A 19498-nucleotide genomic window follows, 5' to 3' on the forward strand; every position below is an offset into this window, starting at 1 on the left:
TTTTTTGCACTCCGCGGATCAGCGAATCGCCCGAGCGGTAGACCGGCACGGTCGTGGCGTCACCCCTGGAAGTAGAAACTACTACCCTGCGCGACTGGCCGGCAAATCTACTTGAGATTTTGGCTCAATGCACCGTTTCTGCAGCGTTGAGCGGGAAAGGAAATGTCCCTGAGTCCTTAGCATTGCTCAGTACTTTAGGGCAAATTCAATGGGCATTTTTTCCGCGCTACAGAGAAAGCCGTCCCCGGACCGCGACGTGATAGCCATCGGCACACCGAAAACGCTCCAGTCGCACCCGAACACTCCAGTGGCAGCATTTGAGGACGGCGCGAACAAGTTCGCCGAGATCTACGGCAGCAGCATGGTGTCCTCGAACCGAATGTTCATTCTCTCTCTCGTCGCATTATTGCTCGCCGTGACGGCGGTCGGTGCAGTGACCGTGCTGCTTCCCTTGAAGGAGGTGAGGCCGTGGCTGGTTGAGGTAGACGCACGAACTGGGGTGGTGAACAAGCCCATTGAGGTGCAGAAGGTAACTCCGAACATAGCTGTTGTGCAGGCTGAGCTCTCCCGCTGGATCGAGGCGGTCTACACACTGGACCCACTACGAACCAATGAGCTATTCAAATATGCGAACGTTCGCTCGCGCGAGAAGGCCATTGGCCAGTTCACTGAATTTCGGGTACGCGAGCGCGTCTTTGAGCGCCTGCAGCGGGAGCCTGGGCTGATTCGCGAAGTAAAGGTCTCCTCTGTTGATGCCTCCCAGACGGGAATCGCCTTTGCATTCCTGACCACTACTGAGCGGGTCGGACGTGACTCGGAGCCAAAAGAAAAGCGTCTCCGCCTCACGATGCATTACCAGCTTGATCCCCCCAAGAACCAAACCGATTTACTGGCCAATCCACTCGGCATGTATGTGGTTTTCTTCAATGAAGCCGAAGAAAGGGCTGCGCGATGAAATTCAGGCAACTCGTGGCGTTGGCCACAGCTATCTTGTGCCTCGGAGTCGCCTCGGCGCATGCTGAGCTTATTGCAACGCCGCTCACGGGAGACTCGCGACTTGTCCAGTTTGGATATGACGAGGACAACACATTCCTTGTTCTGACCAAGCCAAAGGCTGTGACGCACATTCAGTTTGCGCCCGACGAGACCCTCCAATCTGTTGCAGCCGGCGACACGGCGCAATGGGAGCTGACCCCGACAAAGAATCGCAAGAACCTGTTCATCAAGCCGAAATACGAAGATCTTGAGACGTCGATGTCGGTGATTACCGACAAACGCACGTATCAATTCGTTCTGAAGTCCACGGGCGATGGGAAGAAGTGGTACCAGCGTGTGTCGTGGCTCTACTCTGGCACCATGCTGTTGGAGTCGGATGCTCAGCTCGAGGCGACCCCATTGCCATCTGGGAAGGGTGCGAGGCAAGCGTCACAGCCCTCATCCATCGGCGAAGCGTCCCTCGGCATCAGCGCCGGCATTGATCCCATCAAACTCGACGGGCTCAAGCCCGAGAATCTCAGCTTCAGCTATTCGACCAGTGGAAGTGCGGCGTTCAGGCCTGTGATGGTTTTCGATGATGGGCGATTCACCTATTTCAAGATGCCAGCTGACCTGCAAGAGCTTCCTGCACTCTTTGCGGTAATCGAGGGGCAAGACTATGCGCTTGTGAACTATCACATCAAGGGCGACTACATGGTTGCCCAGCGTTTGCTCGACGTGGCTGTCCTGAAGTTGGGCAAAGCCGAAGTCCGTGTTACCAGATATAAGCCCAGGACCGGATTCTTTGGCACCTCCATCGGCTCGAGCGAGGGCGGCTGATGTCAAGCAGCACAAAGTCGATCATTGATCCCAATGATCCAAAACCTGGGATCCCCATCCGAAAGGGAACCCTCGGCGCGATTGTCCTTTTTCTGCTGATTGGCACTTTCGTGAGCGCGCTGTTTCTCAGTGGCGGGACCAAACAACAATCGCAACAGCCTACGGCTGAGAAGAAAGCGGACTCGCAACCTTCTGACTCCGGTAGCCGGGCTGCAATCGACGAGGAAGAACGGAAGGCCCGGCAGGCCACCGAGATAGAGGCCCGCAGGAACGGGCCGGCCGGGACCGCTGTGCCGGTAAACCCAACGAACAGCCCTGTTCCTCCAAACTTGCGAAGAGACAACCCGGATGCAGCGCTCGCCGAAGGAGCATTTGCAGCGACTGGCGTAAAACCCCGTGTGGGTGCGTCTGTTGCCGGCAGCGCGGCTGTGGACCGTGATGTAGAGACCGAGGTCGGCTCGCGGTCTTCAAAGTCAATGGTTTTTGACAACGAGGGGCAAAGTGCTGGCGGCGGTGCCTCAGGTTATGGGTTGTTCAGTACCGCGTCCACAGGTGCACCCGCTCCGCAGGAGAAACCCCGCGCGCCAACTTCTATTGCATTGCCTGGCCTTGAGGCTCTCTCGCAGGTTCGTGCGCCGAGTTCCGCGATGACTATGAGCTCCGGCCAGCTTGCCGCGCTCAAGGCTGCCCAAACCCGCTCGCCTACAGCCGGGGCAGGGACCTCCGATAAGGCGTGGCTGAGTGAGTATGCCGATGAAGAGAAGAAGACCAACAAGGCGATCAAGAGCTACCGTACGGCCTCACGTTTCACTCTCCATCAGGGCAAGGTTATCCCTGCGGTGCTTGGTCGGAAGCTCAACTCCGATCTGCCCGGGGAGATCACTGCCTACACCACTGTCGACATCTATGACAGCCTCGGAAACGGGCACCTGCTAATTCCGAAGGGAACTGGTGTTGTAGGGCGGTACAGCTCTGGAATCAAGATGGGGCAGGAGCGAGTCCTCTTTGCATTTCAGCGACTGATCATGCCGAACGGCGAAGGATTTGACCTTCCCGCAGCTCAGGGCTCAGACCTCGCCGGCGCATCCGGGATCACCGGTGACGTTGACAACCACTTCTTCCAAATGTTCGCAAGCAGCCTATTCATCGCTTGGACGGCAGACAAAGTAGCGCAGCCCTCCAACGTAAACATCTACGGCGGACAGGCCCCTCAGTCTCCTGCAGGGGAGGTACTGGTGGACGTGGCCAAGACAGTCCTCGAGCGCCAAAAGAACATCCCTCCGACCATCACAGTGGATCAGGGGACCCGAATCAACATTGAAGTGAAGCAGGACATGGAATTCAGTGGCCCGTATATGAGGAGTAGGACGCAATGAGGTATCAGTTCTTTGTGCTCAACGCGGCGGTATCCGCGCTCCTGGCCGTAGTGCCGCAGGCAATCGGCTCGGCTCCGGAGCGGGTGGGGCAGTTTGACTTTAGCTACCTGACCAGTGGGGCCATGAGGGCAACTCCGGTTCAGGTTTTTGACGATGGCAAAACTACCTACTTCCAGTTTCGCGCTGGCGAGGCGGTTCCCGCGATCTTCCAGAACAAGGATGGCCAGATCGGGCTGCTCGTGCCGACACAGGAAGGGCCATATATTCGGGTCGCGGAGATTGGCGGGCGGTTCACCCTGCAGCTTGGACGCTCACAAGCGACAGTCGTCTATGCGGGTGCCGGGCGCGCAGACGTACCGCAGATTAGCGCCGTCGCGCCGAACGGGATGAAAGCTGAATATACGGGTGGGGGCTATCCCAAAGACCGAAGTGTCCAGCTCGTCGCATCCCTTGGCAAGGCGCAGGCGTTTCTCGGCTCAAACGCACTTGAAGCGAACAGCTACGCCACCCCGTTGAAGGGCGATGCGGTGACCTGGAAGGGCGGGGAGAGTCAAGTCTCAGAACACCAGCTCTGGTTCACGGTCGGTTCACCCAAAGTTGGTCCCGCAGCGCTGCGAGAGATCAGCCAATTGGCTAAGTCGCTAAAGCTTGCGACACGGATCACCATTGTTGGCCGCGATGATGAATCCTACAAAGAAGGCCTTGACATGGCGAGAGCCCAGGCGCTGCGCGATGCGATGTTGAAGGCGGGCGTACCTGCCGATCGGATCGTCCTGAAAACAGGCGTCCAGGGCGGGGCAAAGAATCGCCTCTGGCCGTCGGATGTACGGATTGAGACGATGCGCCCAACTCTCATTGCCCAACCTACGCCCAAGGCGGAGGCCGCTGCTGACAACAAGCATGCCTATGTCAAGGCCAATGTGGACGAACTGTTCAGGTCAGGTGCCATTACACGCGACCAGGCCCAGGCCATCCTCCAGCGGTCCTCGCAACAGGCGCCTGGCCCGGTCGCGGCGGCACCGCAGGCGCAGCAGATCCCCGTGCAGGTCGACGTTCCTGCAGACGGATTCAACTTCAGGGCGTCCGATCTCACCGTGGCCGGCACGATTCGGCGCTGGGCCGCGTCTACGAACTATCAGGTCGTGTGGGACGCACCGGCGCATTCGGATGCGGCGATCAATGGTGACGCTCTCATGCAGTCGGCATCCATGAAGGAGGCCCTGGAAAAAGTCGTTTCAGGCCTGCAGGGAAAGGGCTACGACATCCAGGCCACCGTCTACAGCAACCGAGTAATCCGTTTTACGGGAGTCAGCAAATGAGTTATCAAGGCAAGGCCGCGTTGGCGGCAATCTTATTGACGGTCGGACTGGTGGCGGTGGCCCAGCCAGTCAAAACTGTTGATGCCCCCTATGTCCCGAAGGGTGCTGCACCGGCCAAATCCGCACAGGACCTTCCGTTTGCGTCCGCAGCGGCGTTGCCGGTCGACGCAAATCCGACCATGTACCTGTTGCCGACCAAGTCAGTTGCGACACAGCTGCATGAAATGGCCGCCCTTGCAGGGTGGTCACTGGTGTGGGAGGCATCTGACTTCACCCCAGTAAACAAGGTGTTGATCAGCTCGGATTTCATCAAAGCGGTCGGAATTGTCATCGATTCCGCCAATCTCGATCGGGCGAACCTGAAGGCGACGTTCTATCGCGGCAACAACATCGTGCGCGTTACGGAGACTCAAAAATGAAACTCACTCCCCTTTTCCTCGCAATGGCGATGGCTGTCTCCGGCTGCGCAACAAGCTTGAACCCCCAAATTGCGGCAGTTAAGCCTGCCGTCGAGGCTTCCAAGGCTGAGGCACTGCAGCTGATTACAAGGCCAGCGCCGGCACCGGAGTTCTCGAACATCACGTTCTCTGAGCAAAGCTGGGTTGCCCTCCGAAAGATTGAGCGAGCAGACAGAGGGGCCGCCAACGAGCAAACCGATGCCGCGATGATCGAGATCAACCAGCGTTTTCAGAACTTGAACGAGGTCGCAAGTGTCATCTCGTCGCTCACGGGCTTCCCGGTTTCAATCGCCCCAGATGTTCCAGTCGCATCTGCCACGGTTGGCATGCCTGGAATGCCGGGAGCTCCTCAAGGTCCGGGCGGCATGCCAACAGGGATGCCTGGTGGAAGTATTGTTCCAGCGATTTACCCATCCGGTGGTGCCGGCAGTATGTCTTCGCCCGCGAACAATGGGCAGATCGGCGTGAATTCACCGTTTTCTGCAAACTACTCCGGGAGCCTTACCGGGTTCATGAACAAGGTGACAGCCTATTACGGCATCTTCTGGAAGGCAGATTCTTCAAGCCTGCGACTGTTCTTGATGGACTCGAAGACGTTTCGCATTGCTGCGCTCCCTGGGGACACCCGCCTGTCCAGCACGGTGGAATCTTCTTCGAACTCGAATGGCTCGTCTGGCTCCGCGGGGGCAAGCACCGGAACAGGCGCAACCCAAAGCGGCGCGTCTGCAAATTCCACCGGAGTGGCATTCGCCGGACTCTCGGTGTGGTCAGCGCTGGAAACTGGCATCAAACAGATGCTCGGCACCGGCGGCCGCGTAATCGCATCGCCAGCTACCGGAACAATTACCGTCACCGACACACCGACAGTGCTCGCCCGGGTCAGCGAGTTCATCAATGGCCAGAACCAGGCTCTGAACCGTCAGGTTACGGTCAAAGTGCGCGTCCTGTCAGTGGAGCTCAATGAAGGGGACAACTACGGCGTCAACTGGGACGCGGTGTATTCGAATCTTGCCTCTGCTTCGAACCCGTATTCCCTCGCGATGAAAACTGCGTTCCCATTTGCCGCTGGGGCCGGGAACATGATTCTCTCGGCACCGGCGTCTTCGACAAGCCGGTGGGCCGGGTCAAGCGCAATGTTCTCAGCTTTGTCGACGCAAGGCCGAGTACGCGAGTTGACCTCTGCGACGCTAATCACGCTGAACAATCAGGCCGCTCCTGTAAATGTTGGCCGCCGCGTCTCCTATCTTGCTTCGAGCTCGACCACGCAGACAGCGAATGTTGGTGCCACGACAGCGCTGACGCCAGGAAGCATCCAGACCGGCTTTTCGATGACCCTCGTGCCGCACATCATCGACAGCAAGGAACTCTTGCTCCAGTATTCGCTGGATCTTTCGTCTCTCCTCAAGCTGTCAACGATCACCTCGGGGAACAGCTCCATTCAGGCGCCGGATATCTCCACGAGCAACTTCATTCAACGCGTGCGCATCCAGACTGGAGAAACTCTCGTCGTTGCGGGTTACGACCAGGATAACCTCTCGGCGGTTTCCGGTGGAGTAGGCACGCCCGATAACGTGGCGCTGGGCGGCTCCCGTGAGGGCGCGACCAAGCGGACATTGCTTGTCGTGCTGATCCAGCCGATTATTTCGCAGTAACTCGAATCAAGCAGAACTTCGATATGAGAATTATTCAGGTTGGCTCGGGTAAGAAGCGGCTGGAGCTAGTCTCGGGCCTCCAGTGGCACCCGTTGATGAAAACAGGGTCCGCGCGTGTCAAGGAGCTGACTGCACTGGCGCTGGCCGCGCAAGCAGATTTCAAAGTGATCCGTGGCACCCAAAGTGTGCACGTTGGCTTCGCCAATCGATCAGATGGCGCTAAGGCCGGACAGCTCGCTGCGGCGGCCGTGATTGCTGACGTCCTTGTGGCGAAAGGCGCTGGGCGCAGTTTGCTTGCGGCTGTCAGGGTACCAGGGGACACCGGTGACGCGTTCCTGTACGTGCAGGTCCGGGACGGGGTGATTCTCGCGGAGGGTGACCGGGTAGGCGAACGGGACGCTATTCGAGTCCTTCTTGGTCAACACGTCTCTTTTGGTGGTTGGGACACGATTGTCTGTCCGGGCGAATGGAGCATCCCGAATTCAAAAGAACATGAATTCGAGTACTTTTTCAACCCGCAGGCCCTTTGGGCACAAAGGAAAAAATGGGCGTTGGCCGAGGTTTCCATCGCCTGGAAGAAAGCCCTGATCCCAGCAGCACTTGTCCTTGCCTTGGCCGCAGGCGGGACGTACGCATGGAAAGAGTATTCAAAGAAGAAGGCTGCCGCTGCAGAGGCTCTCCGAATCCAGGAAGAAGAAGTTGCGCGTGGGCAGAGGATGGCCCCAAAAGAGCCTCCCAAACCATGGCCCGCGATGCCCTATGGGGTCGATTTTGCATATGCGTGCTCGAAGGCGCTTAGGGAGACCGGCGTTAGCGCCGGTAACTGGCAGTTGTCTTCGATCGACTGTGAAAGCGGAAGCTTGGTCGTCCGGTGGGTCAAAGCGGATGAGCGCGCTTGGATAAGTCACCTTCTGGCAGTTCGACCAGATGCCAGGTTTCTGGCTGACGGAATGGCGGCAAGCATCACCGTACCTGCACCCGCCGCGTCTTCAAACGACTTCGCGGAAAGACTGCCTGCGCAAGAGGGTGTGAGGCTGCGCTACTACGACTTAGCAAGCCGCTACGGAATGTCCGTTCGAATTGATCCGCCAAAAGAGGCGGTCCAGCCGCAGGCGCTTCCCGGGCAAGCGGTTCCGCCTGCCGCGATGGTAACGCTTCCGTCCTGGGCTGCGATGCCTGTAACGGTGACCACCAATATGGATCCAGTGCAGGCCGCGGCCGTGCTGGCTTATCCGGGGCTCAGATTTCAAAAACTGAGCTTTACCTACAAAGCAGGCGTGATGCAGTTTCAATTTTCAGGAGTTCAATATGTCAGGTCCTAAGACTCGGGTTTCATTTGCCGCGCTCATGTTTGCATCAGCGCTCGCATTTGCACAACCCCAACCGCAACCCCAACCGCAGCCTCAAGCTCCGTCGCCGGCACAAGCGCAGCCAGGCGCCCCGGAACAAGCAGTGAGCAGAGCCCAACCGGCGGCTTCAGCTATACCCTTCTCGCCACTGAGCGCCGCGAAGGCGGCACAGATTCAGACCATCAACGAGAACATGACGCTTCTCGCGGCGCAGCTGAGTGAGCTCGAGATGCAAGCGAAGATCGCAGCGAAGCAGAAGGAGATTGCAGGCAACAAAGGTGGCAATTTCAGTCCTCTGGGTACCGCAACTGGAACGCCATCGGTGATTTCAGTCGCTGGGCTGAAAGGCAAGCTTGAAGCCTTGCTGGCCTTTCCAGGCGGCCTGGAGCAACGTGTGCGCGCGGGAGACGTGATCGGTGATCGCCGAGTGCAAACCATTGCTCTTAACGAGGTCGTTCTTACCGATCTGAAGGGCGCAAATCCCCAACGCCTCGCATTTGGCAACTCGCCGTTGGCAACTCGCGAGGGGAGCATTGGGATGCCAGGGGGAGGCTCCATCCCGATGCCGTTCAACGCCGGCGGAAACATCCCCGGTATTCGCTAAATCGCTGCGCTTGAAAACAACTGAGAGTCAACCATGAACGCACCAGCAAGTGGAACCGACCTTGAAAAGCTAGTGTTCTTCGACGAGCGCGCGGCGGTCCTGTACGTCTCGAAGCAACACACCTTTCATGCCTCGGTTTGTAGCTACGTGAGGCTCTTGCGAGCTAAGGTAGCGAAGTTCGAGGTGGTCGACGTTTCGATGGATGACATTCAGCGAAAGCTCGACAAGAAGGACGACGAGTCAAATCGCGACTTGGGACTCAGCGAGATGCAGGCTATCGCGGTCAGCTTGTTTCGCCGGGCCACCGAACGGAAAGCCTCCGACATTCACATTCGTGTGCAAAACAAGGGAACGACAAAGATCTTCATACGAGTCAACAATGATCTTGAGTTGCTAGAACAGCACCCAGGGGCCATGGGTCAGCTGCTCTGCTCCTCGATATACACGTCGATGGCGGGCATTTCTGCGGCGACATTCGAAGTCCTCAAGCGGCAGGATGGACGGATATCCGAGCGTGACAATCTGCCGGCGGGCCTCGACGGAATACGTATCGCGACAACTCCGCAAGTCGATGGCATGCTTATGGTGCTCCGCTTGTTGTACCAGGACGAAACCGTAGCCACGGACCTCGCGGCGCTTGGATACCCAGAGAACCAGCGCGAGCTGATCGCATTCATGAAATCGCGGCCGGAGGGGATCAACATCATCGCTGGCCCCACCGGCTCGGGGAAGTCGACGACCCTGCAACGCGTGCTCCTGTCAATTCAACAGGAAAGCAGGGGGGCAAAGCACATCATCACGGTTGAAGATCCACCCGAGTATCCAATGCCGGGGATCGTTCAAACGCCGGTGGCCAATGTATCCTCGTCCGACGAGAGGTCAGAAGCTTTCCAGAACGCGATTAAATCGACGATGCGTCTTGACCCTGACGTCATCATGATCGGAGAGGTGCGTGACCCCCCATCGGCCAAGCTTGCCTTTGAGGCCGCGATGACCGGGCACCAGGTCTGGACAACTGTTCATGCGAACAACGTGTTCGCCATCTTTGACCGTTTGATAGGCCTCGGGATTCCACCCAATTTGATGGCTGATCCTTCGATCGTTAAAGGCCTAATTTGCCAGAGGCTTGTGAAAGTCATCTGTCCCCATTGCCGGGTTTCGATCCAGGACGTTTGGGACCGCTACTCCGACGCTCAGCAGCGGAGGGTAATGGGACTCGGTTCGTGTGAGGACGTTCACGTGGCAGGACCGGGCTGCAAGCATTGCGAAAACACAGGCGTGATCGGACGGACAGTGGTGCCTGAAATCATCGTGCCCGACCAGAAGCTGATGATGCACATCCGTCGGGGCGACCGCGACCGCGCCTACGCCTACTGGAAGGAGACCGGAGGCAAAACAATGCTCGATGTAGCGAAGGAGAAGATTGTCGCGGGCCTGATTGATCCGTTCCAAGCGGAGTTGGTGGTCGGACTCCTCGACGCGGGGCTTGAGCTGGATCCTGCCTTGTTGGAGCAAGCATGAACTTCGAGGACTTTGATGCAGGCTACGTCCGACTCCGCTTCAAGCTCAGAACTAAGGTTCGTCAGCGTGTTTGGCGGAAGCTCGCAAAGCTTCTGAAGGACGGAATCCCGATGATCGCCGGCCTTGAGGAAATCAGGGGGTTGCGACGGCCGAAAGCGGCGGAATCAATTGCGATAGGTGAATGGATTCGCTCCCTTGAGAACGGTGCAAAACTCTCGGATGCTGTGCGCACTTGGGTGAGCACGGAGGAATACATGCTGATCATGGCGGGCGAGCAGTCGGGAACACTGGCTGAAACGCTGACGTCCGTGGTGACCGTTGCGAAAGCAAAGGCCCAAATTCAAGGAGCGGTAATAGGAGGCATCGCATATCCGGCCTTCATCCTGATCCTCGCATTTGTGATGTTGTATTACTTCGGCTTCAAGATTATTCCAGCCTTCACCAAGGTCGCGCGGGGCGACTCCTGGACTGGTGTCGCGCGGGTAATGATCGACCTGTCAGTTTTCGTGAGGGCATGGCTCCCAGCGCTCATTTTTTCCTTTTGCGCCGGAGTTGTCGCATTCTTCTACTCGCTGCCCAATTGGAATTCTCCCGTGCGGGTCGCTCTCGACCGTTTTGCACCTTACAGCATCTATCGCGTCATGCAGGGTTCGGCCTGGCTGATCGCTCTCGCCGCGCTAGTGCAAGCGGGCGTGCGCCTTGAGGTGGCTATTCAACAACTGGGGGACGGCGCCTCCGCATGGGCAAGGGTGCGGATGGACGGCGCCCTTGCCGGCCTCAGATCTGGTCGCAACCTCGGAGATTCTCTTGAGCGAACAGGTTATGAATTCCCAGACAGAGAGATCAACGCTGACATACGTGTGTATTCCACTAAATCAGGATTCGAGGAAGCCCTTCGGCTTATAGGGAACGAGTGGATCACCGAGTCCGTTGAACGGATACAGGGCCTCATGGGCGTGGTGTTCATCGTGACCATGCTCGTTGTTGGCGGCTTCATTCTCTTCCTAGTGGCCGGACTCATGGGAATGATGCTGCAACTTGCACAAATCATGCAGCGCAGTGCGATTTGATTTCGATTTTTAACCAACCAGAGGAATTTTTATGACATTCATTCGGAATCGCAAATCAGCAAAACAGGGCGGTATGACGTTGATTGAGACTATCGTCTCGCTCTCCATTCTTGCCGTCGTCGTTAGCGTTGCTTTGTCCCTATACAACTCTGCAACGTCGCAGCAGGCTTCAACTCAGATGATGTCTGATTTGAGCGCGCTTCGTTCTGCGACCAAGTCTGTCTACTACGGGCAGGGCGGATACGGAAGCGCCAATTTGAACCAGGTGCTGGTTCACGCGAAGAAGGTGCCGACGACGATGCTGGTTACAGCTGGCACCCCGCCTGTAATTACCCACGGTCTTAGCGGAACCGTTTCAGTGACTGGAGCGGTGTCGGCGTTCACCATCTCAGTTACCAAAATTCCTACTGATGTTTGCTTGAATGTCCTTGCAGGCACCAAGGGCTGGAACTCTGTGCAGGTGGGTGCCGCTACGCCGGTAACGACGTTTCCCATTTCGCCAGACACGGCGTCAGCTCAGTGTTCTACATCTGACGACAACACGATCATCTTCCAGTCCACCTGACCGAAAAAGGGACCTATGGCACTCCTTTCAATTCCATTTACTGACCTGTACCTGGGTGAAACAAGTTCCTGGATGTCGGGAATGCCTGGGACGACAGATCCTGAGCCACCTCCTGAAGCTGACTTGCCGGAACTTGCTGCCCTGAGAACTGACTGCGAAAAGTATTTCGTTGCCAACCCTGACAGGGAAGGCTGGCCGATCCGACACGCCGGCATCAGCTATCGGGCATCTCTGATGAATACCATCAGCGAGCGCGTGTATGTCCTGCGCCGACTGAGCGAGACGATAACGCCTCTTGAGGAACTCGGCTTGCCTGTTCCAATTGTAGAGAGCCTCATGCGGCCGGGAATGACGGGGCTTATTCTGTTCTGCGGGACATTCGGTCAGGGCAAGACCACGACAGCGTCTTCAACTGTCTATTCGCGCATCAGTAAGTTCGGCGGTGTGGCTGTGACAGTTGAGGAACCTCCAGAAATGCCGCTTCATGGCCAACATGGCCTGGGCGTTTGCTACCAGACCTGGGTTCAGCCGGGCGAGTTCGGGCATGCCTGTCGCCAGGCGGTTCGCTGGGCACCGTCCATCATCTTTCTCGGGGAGATACGCGATTCGGAAACTGCAATTGAAGCGTTGCGGGCATCCATCAATGGCCGGCTTGTGATCTGCACTGCCCACGCTGACAACTGTGCCATGGCGCTTCAACGTGTGTTCGCACTTGCAACCGGGGACAACAACTCAGCGGATGACGTTCTGGGCATGCTTGCGTCAGGATTGGCCGGTGTGTTACATCAGCGCCTTGAGCGGACCGACAGGCGCAAGCAGCTCGTTGTTGAAAGCCTATTTTGTATTGGCGAAGACGAGACAAGTATTCGCGCGACGATCCGCCAACGCAATTTTGAGGCACTGAAGAATACTGTGGCGCTGCAGAAGAACAGAATGTTCTTTGGCGTGCGAAAAGCGACTGCTTAGCCATGCCATTAGTGGTCAGCATGTTCTTTGTTGCCATGGTTGCACTTCTTAGCGCTCTCTATGTACCTGCGCAGGAAGCACGGATGTCGCTTGCGTCCGCAGATGTGGGCGCGACATCTGCACTGGCATATCGTGAATCGCTGATCAACTATCTCAATGCGAATCCGACGGCCACCGGCACGCTTCCTGACGCTTCCCTCACGCCGCTGTGGGGGCATCAGCGAAACCCGCGCTGGACGAACACGGTTTCATCCGGGACGCTGTTTGTCTATGAATCGAGTCCTTCAAACACACCCGAACTGCTACACGAGTTGTATCGAAAGACTCTCTCATCGTACACAGTGGGGCGGAACGCTTCCGGATTCGTTGTGAGTGCTAAAGGCTTCGCAACTGGTATCCCAGTCCCGGCAATGGTCCCTGACGGTGCAATTTTGATAGTGGGAAAATAATGGATTCGACTTTCACGCCCTCCGAAAACGACGTATTCAACGCCGGCCTGCCAACTTCTGCTGCGCTGCTGAAGAATGACGCGCCACGTGCAGGCCAGGCTGAAGAAACGCTCCCGAAGATCCTCGACGTTGTTTCAAGTCCTTTGCCATTCAGTGACATGCTCGTTACGGCCGACGAGGACGTGATGATTCGCAATGCAAACGGATGGTTGAAATTTGACAGGGCGCCTTATTCGGAGGCAGACATCGAGTTCATTTTGTGGCAAATGGACGCGCAGTGGGCTGAGTTGCTTCACCGTGGAGGTTTCAGTCGGCCGTACGTCGTAGGGAATTTCCGGCTTCGGGTTACGGCGTATCTCGCATTCAGAGGGGCGAAGAAGATGCTTGCGATTCGTCGGACCCCCGTCGACCCCATGCACTTCAAAGATACCGGGCTGCCGGACTCGGTAAAGCTGATGATCGAGAACCCACAAGGGCTGGTGCTCCTTTCCGGCGCGACTGGGGCAGGAAAGACCACCACCATGGCCGCGCTGGTCGATCAGCTGAATGAGACACGGAACTATCACATCGAGACGATTGAAGATCCCATTGAATTTGTGTTTAAGCGGAAGAAGTCCGTTTTCTCCCAGCGAGAGGTCGGCCACGACATTCCAACTTACAACGAAGGTGTTCGAGGCGCAATGAGGCAGCGTCCTGACGTGATCATCATCGGGGAGATTCGCGACAGGGATACGGCCGAGAACGCCATCCTGGCTGGCGAATCCGGCCATCTTGTGATCGCAACGCTGCACGCGAGTAGCGTCAGTGGTGCGATTCAGAAGCTCGTCTCGTTCTTTCCGGGTGAAGAATCTGCGAAATATGCATCACTCGCTTCGTCGCTGGTTGGGGTAATTCATCAGTGCATGGTGCCCGGTACCACTCAAGGTGAGGGAGTAGTGGCCACGGAGTTACTTTTCAATCACAAGCAGAGCTTCTCGGAGTTCTTGAACAGCCCGATAAAAATCAACGCGGCCCTCGACGAAAGGGTTGGCGGAATGTCGCAGTCACTTGCGATGTCTCTGCATAGCTTGGTCAAGGAAGGGAAAATCGCAAAGGCAGATGCGCTCAAGACAGTCGCAAGCCAGGGCTCTGCCCAAGCAAAGCTCATAAAGATGTTTGACCTGCAGGGTGTGCGATGAGCAGGAGGCAATCTGGCATAACGCTTGTTGAGGTCATGGCCGGGCTTGCAGTTCTTGCGGCTACGTTGGCCGGACTGGCAATGATGACCGACCAGTTCAGCGATGAAACCCGGTCTGCGCTTGCAGCCAGCCAAACACGCACCTTTGGTGAGGCCGCAAACGCTTACATTAAGGCCAACTATTCTGCCGTTCGGGGAGTTGCGACCCCGACAACGCCGGCCATGCTGGATGTGCCAACCTTAGTTGCTGCCGGTAATCTGACGGCCGGATTTGGGGCAACTAATGGGTTTGGCCAGAGTCTGTGTGCGTTGATCCTCCAGCCGGTCCCTGATCGCCTTCAGGCAATGGTCGTTAGCGAGGGTGGATTGCCGATTGACGATCTTTCATTGGGAACTATCGCTGCGGTCATTGGAGGAAGCGGCGGAGGGGTCTACTCTTCCGACCCATCAGTGATTCGGGGCGCTGTGGGGGGCTGGCAGATAAGCGCCAGCACGTTCGACAATTTGGCCAACAACGTCGGTCGGAAATGCGACTCGACTATTGGCAATGTTCGTGTGGCGCCTGGAACGCCAGCTATGGCACTTTGGTTCGAGAACGGCGATACCTCTTCAGCGTTTCTGTCGCGTGACGCAGTCCCTGGGCGTCCGGAACTCAATCACATGAATACCCCGCTGGTCATGAATGCTGTGCAGGTGGTGGATGCTGCTTGCACCGTGGTCGGGGCTATTGCTAGAGACACGTCCGGACTGGTCCTTTCATGCCAGGGTGGTCGTTGGAAAAGCCAGTCTACCTACTGGCAGGATCCAGTTCCTAGTTACGCTGCGCTACCAGCTTGTAATGCCTTGTCTGCTGGCCACACGCGAGTTGTTAGTAACCCAAGCGTCGGATCTGGTCCAAGGCCCTACACCTGCACGGGTGCAGCCTGGGCCGCACTGTCGGTGGACGACCAGGGGAACTCGTACCAGGCTGGAGTTGCTACCAATGCCGGCATGAATTCGAGTGGACGCATCAATGTCAGCACGAACGATTGGAGCATGTTTATGCTCGATGGAGCTGGCGGTGCAAACGCAGCGGCGAAGACCGCTCCAGGATCGGCCTACGTGAACGACATTTTTGTTCGTTCAGTTGGGAAGTGGGCGAGCGAGATACTCACTGGAAACACTGGGGTGCGTGGAATTCTGGGGCCCCTGAAGGGTAAGCAGATCACTTGTGTTGACCAATTTGGGCAAAGTCAGGCCTGGGCTTACGTTGACGGAAATGGTGATCCGTTCACGCGTATGTATATTCCCCCTCTCGGGTATGACTCTGGATGGGTGCCAGGCTTCGGGGTCCAGCACACTAGTGGTACCGACACTTTCAATGTTGGGTGGAATACGTTCGTCATGGCGTACAACGGTCAAGCAGGCGCTCAGTGCTTTGCGAACTGGCCTCCGACCTGAGTCGAATTTCGATGCTCAGGGGGCCTTACGACTTTAGCGTTGCGGATCACGGGTACAAACGGGGTGCCTGGGCGCGGTGCGGATCCCGACGAACGCAGCAAGGGTTGACCCTTGTCGAGGTAGTGGCAAGTCTTGGCATTCTCGCCGGTGTTTTTGCCGGCTTGGCGATGGTTGCAGACTCGTACTCCCAGGACACAAAAGCAACAATTGCAGCCACCCAACTCCGCACCTTCGGCGAGGCTTCCCGCGCCTATGTGAAGGACAACTATTCCGCAGTCCAGCTAGTTGCCGGACCAACTATTCCGGCGATGATCGACGCATCAACGCTCATTGCATCAGGGCACCTTACAGCAGAATTCTCCAGCAGAAATGCCTACGCGCAGACCATGTGTACCCTCGTGCTCGAGCCCACTGCGAACAAGCTGCAGGCGCTAGTAGTTTCTGAGGGCGGAACGCCGATTGACGATCTCACCCTCGGCGTGATTTCAGCAATTGTTGGCGGCAGTGGTGGCGCTGTGTATTCAACGGCTCCAGCAGCAATCCGGGGCGCTATGGGTGGATGGGAGCTAACGACCAGCGCTTTTGACGACCTGGCGAACAATGTGAGTCGCAGGTGCGATGGCACAGCTGGCAATGTACGGATCGCGCCCGGAACGCCTGCAATGGCCCTTTGGTTCGAAAATGGAGACACGTCGTCTGCCTTTCTCGCTCGGGATGCGGTTCCCGGTCGCCCTGAGCTCAATGAGCTAAACACACCGCTCGTTCTAAATTCCGTGGTCACCCTTGACGACGCGTGTACGCGTCCTGGAAGCATTGCCCGCGACTCTACCGGCGCTGTGATGAACTGCAGGCTCGGCCAATGGAAAGCTGCAGGTGGTGGGTCGGAGTTTTGGAAGGACCCTGTAAGTACATTTGCGTCCCTCCCGCCCTGCGACGCTGGAAGTGTTGGCCATACCAGAGTGGTGGAAGTCCCTTCAGTTGGCGGCGGTCCCCGTGCCTATTCTTGCATCGGTGGATCCTGGGCAGCGCTTTCCTTTAATGACTCAGGCAATCTCGTGGTCCCATCGAAGATTATTGGATCCGGAGGTCAAGGGACCTACGGATCGATAACGGTGCAGGGGGACAAGAACAGCTACGCGGGCGTCAATTTCAGGAATGCGGGCGGTGATGCCGCGGGGACGTTGATGATGCACTCATCATACGGGGGATTCTTTAGGGCCGATGACACCAATTGGCGTTGGTACGTCGATGAAGCCGGTAACTCATGGCAGCCAGGCACCCCAAACGTTGCCGATGTGTACATTCGCAGCATTGGACGCCATGCGAGTGTAATTTTCGGCGGCGCCTTCTCCACGAACATTTACGTCGGCTGCTACATTGGCAACCCACGAGCTGGTGGGGCATGTGGTTGTCCGAGCGGAACTGGCGCATATCCAAGTGGGCAGTTTTCCGTTTACGCTGGGTCAGATTCGAATGCGTATTTATGTCAGTAGTGACTGTTGCGAAGTTTGCCTTCCGTATTTCGAGTCGAACTGGAAGGAATAGGTCCGGGCTGGTTCGTCAAGCAGGAATTGCCCTTGTAGAGGTCGTCGCGAGCTTGGCGATCATCGCCGCCGCAACGGCGGGGCTGGTGGCGATGTCTGATCTGTATGCGGAGGACGCAAAGGCATCAATTGCCGCTGGACAGGTTCGCAGCTTTGGCAACGCGGCTCAGTCATACATCAAAGACAACTATGCAGCGGTCCAGGCAGTTGCCACGGACACTGCACCTGCCATGATTGACGCAGCCACCCTTGTAGCGGCCGGCGCGCTCCCTTCCGATTTCGCCACGCAGAACAGTTTCGGCCAGACTATGTGCGTGCTCGTCCTTGAGCCAACAGCCGGCCGGCTGCAGGCTCTGGTGGTCTCCGAAGGCGGCCGATCGATAGATGATCTGAGCCTCGGTGGAATTGCTTCGATGATCGGGGGTAGCGGCGGGGCAGTCTACGATGCAGATCCAGCCGTGATTCGTGGCGCCTCCGGCGGATGGCAAGTCCCAGCTGCAGCCTTTGACGACCGGACCAATAATATTGGCCGTCGTTGTGACGGGACTGTCGGCAACGTCAGGCTAGCCGCGGGAACTCCAGTGATGGCACTGTGGTTTGAAAATGGGGCTACTTCAACGGCGTTTTTGTCCCGCGATGCAGTGCCTGGCCGTCCAGAGCTCAATGAGATGAACACGCCCCTCGTGTTGAACTCGATTCAAGTTGTCGGCGATGCCTGCACCCGCTTGGGCGCCGTGGCCAGGAGCGCTGCCGGCGGGGTCCTTTCTTGCCAGAGCGGGCAGTGGAAGGCGCAAGGCTCGTCATTTTGGGATGATCCGGTTGCGACTTTCGCAGACTTGCCCAGCTGCGCTGCCGCTTCTGTGGGGCAGACGCGTGTCGCCATGACTTCTACTGTGGGCCCGGGACCGCGTGTCTACACGTGCAATGGCACTTCATGGGTCGCCTTGGCGGTCGATGACAGTGGAAACCTTTCAGCGCTCGGGACCGTGAGCGCCGGCAAGCTGCTACTCAGTGACTCGATCGTAAAGGGGACGTTTTGCCCGGTAGTCGGCCAGGTTTCCAAAGTTGCCAATGGAGAGGTCTATTCTTGTAAGAATAATGTTTGGACCAGAGCAGGGAGCAATTTCAGCTCCAACGCAATTGCTGGATATACGCCAGCCAACCAATCAATTTCCGGCTGTTATGCAGCACCTGGATATTTGACGGTAACCACACCCGGGTATTACGGCATTAACGTTGATGCAAACGCGTACCGATATTCAGGTTCATATGTTTCACTTAATGTGACCCTAATTTCCCCCGGGGGCGCGGGCGTATGTGGTGCATCCGATAACATGCAAGCGGGAGGCGGCGGGGGATATATGACGCCGTCAGGGTTCTGCCTGGAACATCTCGATGCTGGCACATACCAAATACTCGTCTCGGGAAGCGATGCAAGCTCCTGCAGCACCTCAAGCCTTTACATGATGTTCGTTGGATCTGCCCGAGTTCGCCTCTTGAGTGAGGACTAGGGACGCTACCCAAGACCCGTGCGAGGCTCCTATGGCGCGCAATTTCCTTCGAGAACGTCGACTGACCACCAACTGTTGATTCCAAAGGCAATTTGCGGTGAAATGTAGCTGCTTTGCAATTTTTGCATCTCGCGTGCCTTGTGCACGCCTTCAACAAACCGGATGGGTCAGCCCTTCCGGGTGTGCCCGACGAAACCGCAAGGGGTTGTATGGGCATTTACGTTTCGATATCACCTACCTCCCTCTTGGAGGCTTCGATCAGCTCGTCTGAGGCGAATGTGGCACATGCTGGGAGGGCACCATGATGTACGTCCTGGCATTTCTCATCGTGATGGGACTTGGCTTCTTCTTGAGGCCCTCGAACGGATCGCCAGATGCTGGTGGCCCGGTCGACGTCCTTGACGGTGATTCCGAAACACCTGGACAGGACGTTTCGCTCGCCTATCAGGATGACTTCATGTTCGATCAGAACTCGAGCGCTGGAGATCAAGAAAACGACTAGTCGTTAGCTCAACTCGGGGGATCTTGCCGTAAGGCAGGGCCTTTCCCTGACTTGGGAATTGATTTTTTCAACTCTTCGGCACTTCCGTGCCGTACGGCTGGAGATTTTGGGCAGCTTTTCGCTGCCAATCATTGGCGTCACTTGACGCCGCGTATCGAGCTTCGCTCGGTATTTCAACCC

At 57.1% G+C, this 19498-nt stretch carries 18 protein-coding genes and 1 pseudogene; 18 read left to right on the forward strand and 1 reads right to left on the reverse strand.

Annotated elements, in window-relative coordinates; translation table 11 throughout:
- The first annotated feature begins 208 nt into the window (after positions 1–208).
- The 15 genes and pseudogenes from B7G53_RS18210 to pilV (B7G53_RS23285) form a co-directional block, all read left to right on the forward strand.
- The gene (locus tag B7G53_RS18210) at positions 209–955 is read left to right on the forward strand and encodes a type IV secretion system protein (RefSeq protein WP_096670332.1); all 747 of its coding nucleotides are present in this window, start codon (positions 209–211) and stop codon (positions 953–955) included.
- Positions 952–1815 (forward strand): TrbG/VirB9 family P-type conjugative transfer protein, encoded by an 864-nt coding sequence (locus B7G53_RS18215; protein ID WP_096670334.1) that lies wholly within the window; start codon positions 952–954, stop codon positions 1813–1815. Before B7G53_RS18210 ends, B7G53_RS18215 begins: the two co-directional genes overlap by 4 nt.
- Positions 1815–3191, forward strand: a complete 1377-nt coding sequence (locus B7G53_RS18220) for a TrbI/VirB10 family protein (RefSeq protein ID WP_096670336.1) — start codon at positions 1815–1817, stop codon at positions 3189–3191. Before B7G53_RS18215 ends, B7G53_RS18220 begins: the two co-directional genes overlap by 1 nt.
- The gene (locus B7G53_RS18225) at positions 3188–4510 is read left to right on the forward strand and encodes a TcpQ domain-containing protein (protein WP_096670338.1); all 1323 of its coding nucleotides are present in this window, start codon (positions 3188–3190) and stop codon (positions 4508–4510) included. The genes B7G53_RS18220 and B7G53_RS18225 overlap by 4 nt, the downstream gene beginning before the upstream one ends.
- A complete protein-coding gene (locus B7G53_RS18230) occupies positions 4507–4929 on the forward strand; it encodes a TcpQ domain-containing protein (protein ID WP_096670340.1) in 423 nt (140 codons plus the stop codon). The genes B7G53_RS18225 and B7G53_RS18230 overlap by 4 nt, the downstream gene beginning before the upstream one ends.
- Positions 4926–6620, forward strand: coding sequence for a PilN family type IVB pilus formation outer membrane protein (pilN, locus tag B7G53_RS18235; RefSeq protein WP_096670342.1), 1695 nt, complete (start codon positions 4926–4928; stop codon positions 6618–6620). The genes B7G53_RS18230 and pilN overlap by 4 nt, the downstream gene beginning before the upstream one ends.
- Before the next feature lie 23 nt (positions 6621–6643).
- Positions 6644–7942, forward strand: coding sequence for a type 4b pilus protein PilO2 (pilO2, locus tag B7G53_RS18240; RefSeq protein ID WP_096670344.1), 1299 nt, complete (start codon positions 6644–6646; stop codon positions 7940–7942).
- A 130-nt stretch (positions 7943–8072) separates the two neighbouring features.
- Positions 8073–8573 (forward strand): hypothetical protein, encoded by a 501-nt coding sequence (locus tag B7G53_RS18245; RefSeq protein ID WP_096670346.1) that lies wholly within the window; start codon positions 8073–8075, stop codon positions 8571–8573.
- 33 nt (positions 8574–8606) lie between these two features.
- Positions 8607–10094 carry a GspE/PulE family protein gene (locus tag B7G53_RS18250; RefSeq protein WP_096670348.1) on the forward strand — a complete coding sequence of 496 codons (1488 nt, stop codon included), beginning with the start codon at positions 8607–8609 and terminating at the stop codon, positions 10092–10094.
- Complete coding sequence (locus B7G53_RS18255; protein ID WP_096670350.1) at positions 10091–11164, forward strand: type II secretion system F family protein; 1074 nt, start codon at positions 10091–10093, stop codon at positions 11162–11164. The genes B7G53_RS18250 and B7G53_RS18255 overlap by 4 nt, the downstream gene beginning before the upstream one ends.
- Positions 11165–11195: 31 nt before the next feature.
- Positions 11196–11729 (forward strand): type 4 pilus major pilin, encoded by a 534-nt coding sequence (locus B7G53_RS18260; RefSeq protein ID WP_096670353.1) that lies wholly within the window; start codon positions 11196–11198, stop codon positions 11727–11729.
- 15 nt (positions 11730–11744) lie between these two features.
- Positions 11745–12695 (forward strand): ATPase, T2SS/T4P/T4SS family, encoded by a 951-nt coding sequence (locus B7G53_RS18265; protein ID WP_096670354.1) that lies wholly within the window; start codon positions 11745–11747, stop codon positions 12693–12695.
- A 20-nt stretch (positions 12696–12715) separates the two neighbouring features.
- Positions 12716–13144 (forward strand): type IV pilus biogenesis protein PilM, encoded by a 429-nt coding sequence (gene pilM, locus B7G53_RS18270; protein ID WP_255250078.1) that lies wholly within the window; start codon positions 12716–12718, stop codon positions 13142–13144.
- The gene (locus B7G53_RS18275; protein WP_096670358.1) at positions 13144–14322 is read left to right on the forward strand and encodes a type IV pilus twitching motility protein PilT; all 1179 of its coding nucleotides are present in this window, start codon (positions 13144–13146) and stop codon (positions 14320–14322) included. Before pilM ends, B7G53_RS18275 begins: the two co-directional genes overlap by 1 nt.
- Positions 14319–14996 (forward strand): annotated as a pseudogene (gene pilV, locus B7G53_RS23285) (shufflon system plasmid conjugative transfer pilus tip adhesin PilV); the annotation flags it as partial. The gene B7G53_RS18275 and the pseudogene pilV (B7G53_RS23285), both read left to right, overlap by 4 nt.
- A gap of 227 nt (positions 14997–15223) precedes the next feature.
- Here pilV (B7G53_RS23285) and B7G53_RS23290 read toward each other — a convergent pair.
- Positions 15224–15358 carry a hypothetical protein gene (locus tag B7G53_RS23290; protein WP_255250079.1) on the reverse strand — a complete coding sequence of 45 codons (135 nt, stop codon included), beginning with the start codon at positions 15356–15358 and terminating at the stop codon, positions 15224–15226.
- 507 nt (positions 15359–15865) lie between these two features.
- Here B7G53_RS23290 and pilV (B7G53_RS18285) point away from each other — a divergent pair.
- The 3 genes from pilV (B7G53_RS18285) (at position 15866) to B7G53_RS18295 (ending at position 19318) form a co-directional block, all read left to right on the forward strand.
- Positions 15866–17254 carry a shufflon system plasmid conjugative transfer pilus tip adhesin PilV gene (gene pilV, locus B7G53_RS18285; protein WP_240523431.1) on the forward strand — a complete coding sequence of 463 codons (1389 nt, stop codon included), beginning with the start codon at positions 15866–15868 and terminating at the stop codon, positions 17252–17254.
- A gap of 104 nt (positions 17255–17358) precedes the next feature.
- Positions 17359–18816, forward strand: a complete 1458-nt coding sequence (pilV, locus tag B7G53_RS18290; RefSeq protein WP_096670364.1) for a shufflon system plasmid conjugative transfer pilus tip adhesin PilV — start codon at positions 17359–17361, stop codon at positions 18814–18816.
- Between the two features lie 301 nt (positions 18817–19117).
- A complete protein-coding gene (locus B7G53_RS18295; protein ID WP_096670366.1) occupies positions 19118–19318 on the forward strand; it encodes a hypothetical protein in 201 nt (66 codons plus the stop codon).
- The last annotated feature ends 180 nt before the right edge of the window (positions 19319–19498 follow it).

Origin of the sequence: Polaromonas sp. AET17H-212 (assembly GCF_002379085.1) — a bacterium.
Classification (GTDB): Bacteria; Pseudomonadota; Gammaproteobacteria; order Burkholderiales; family Burkholderiaceae_C; genus Polaromonas.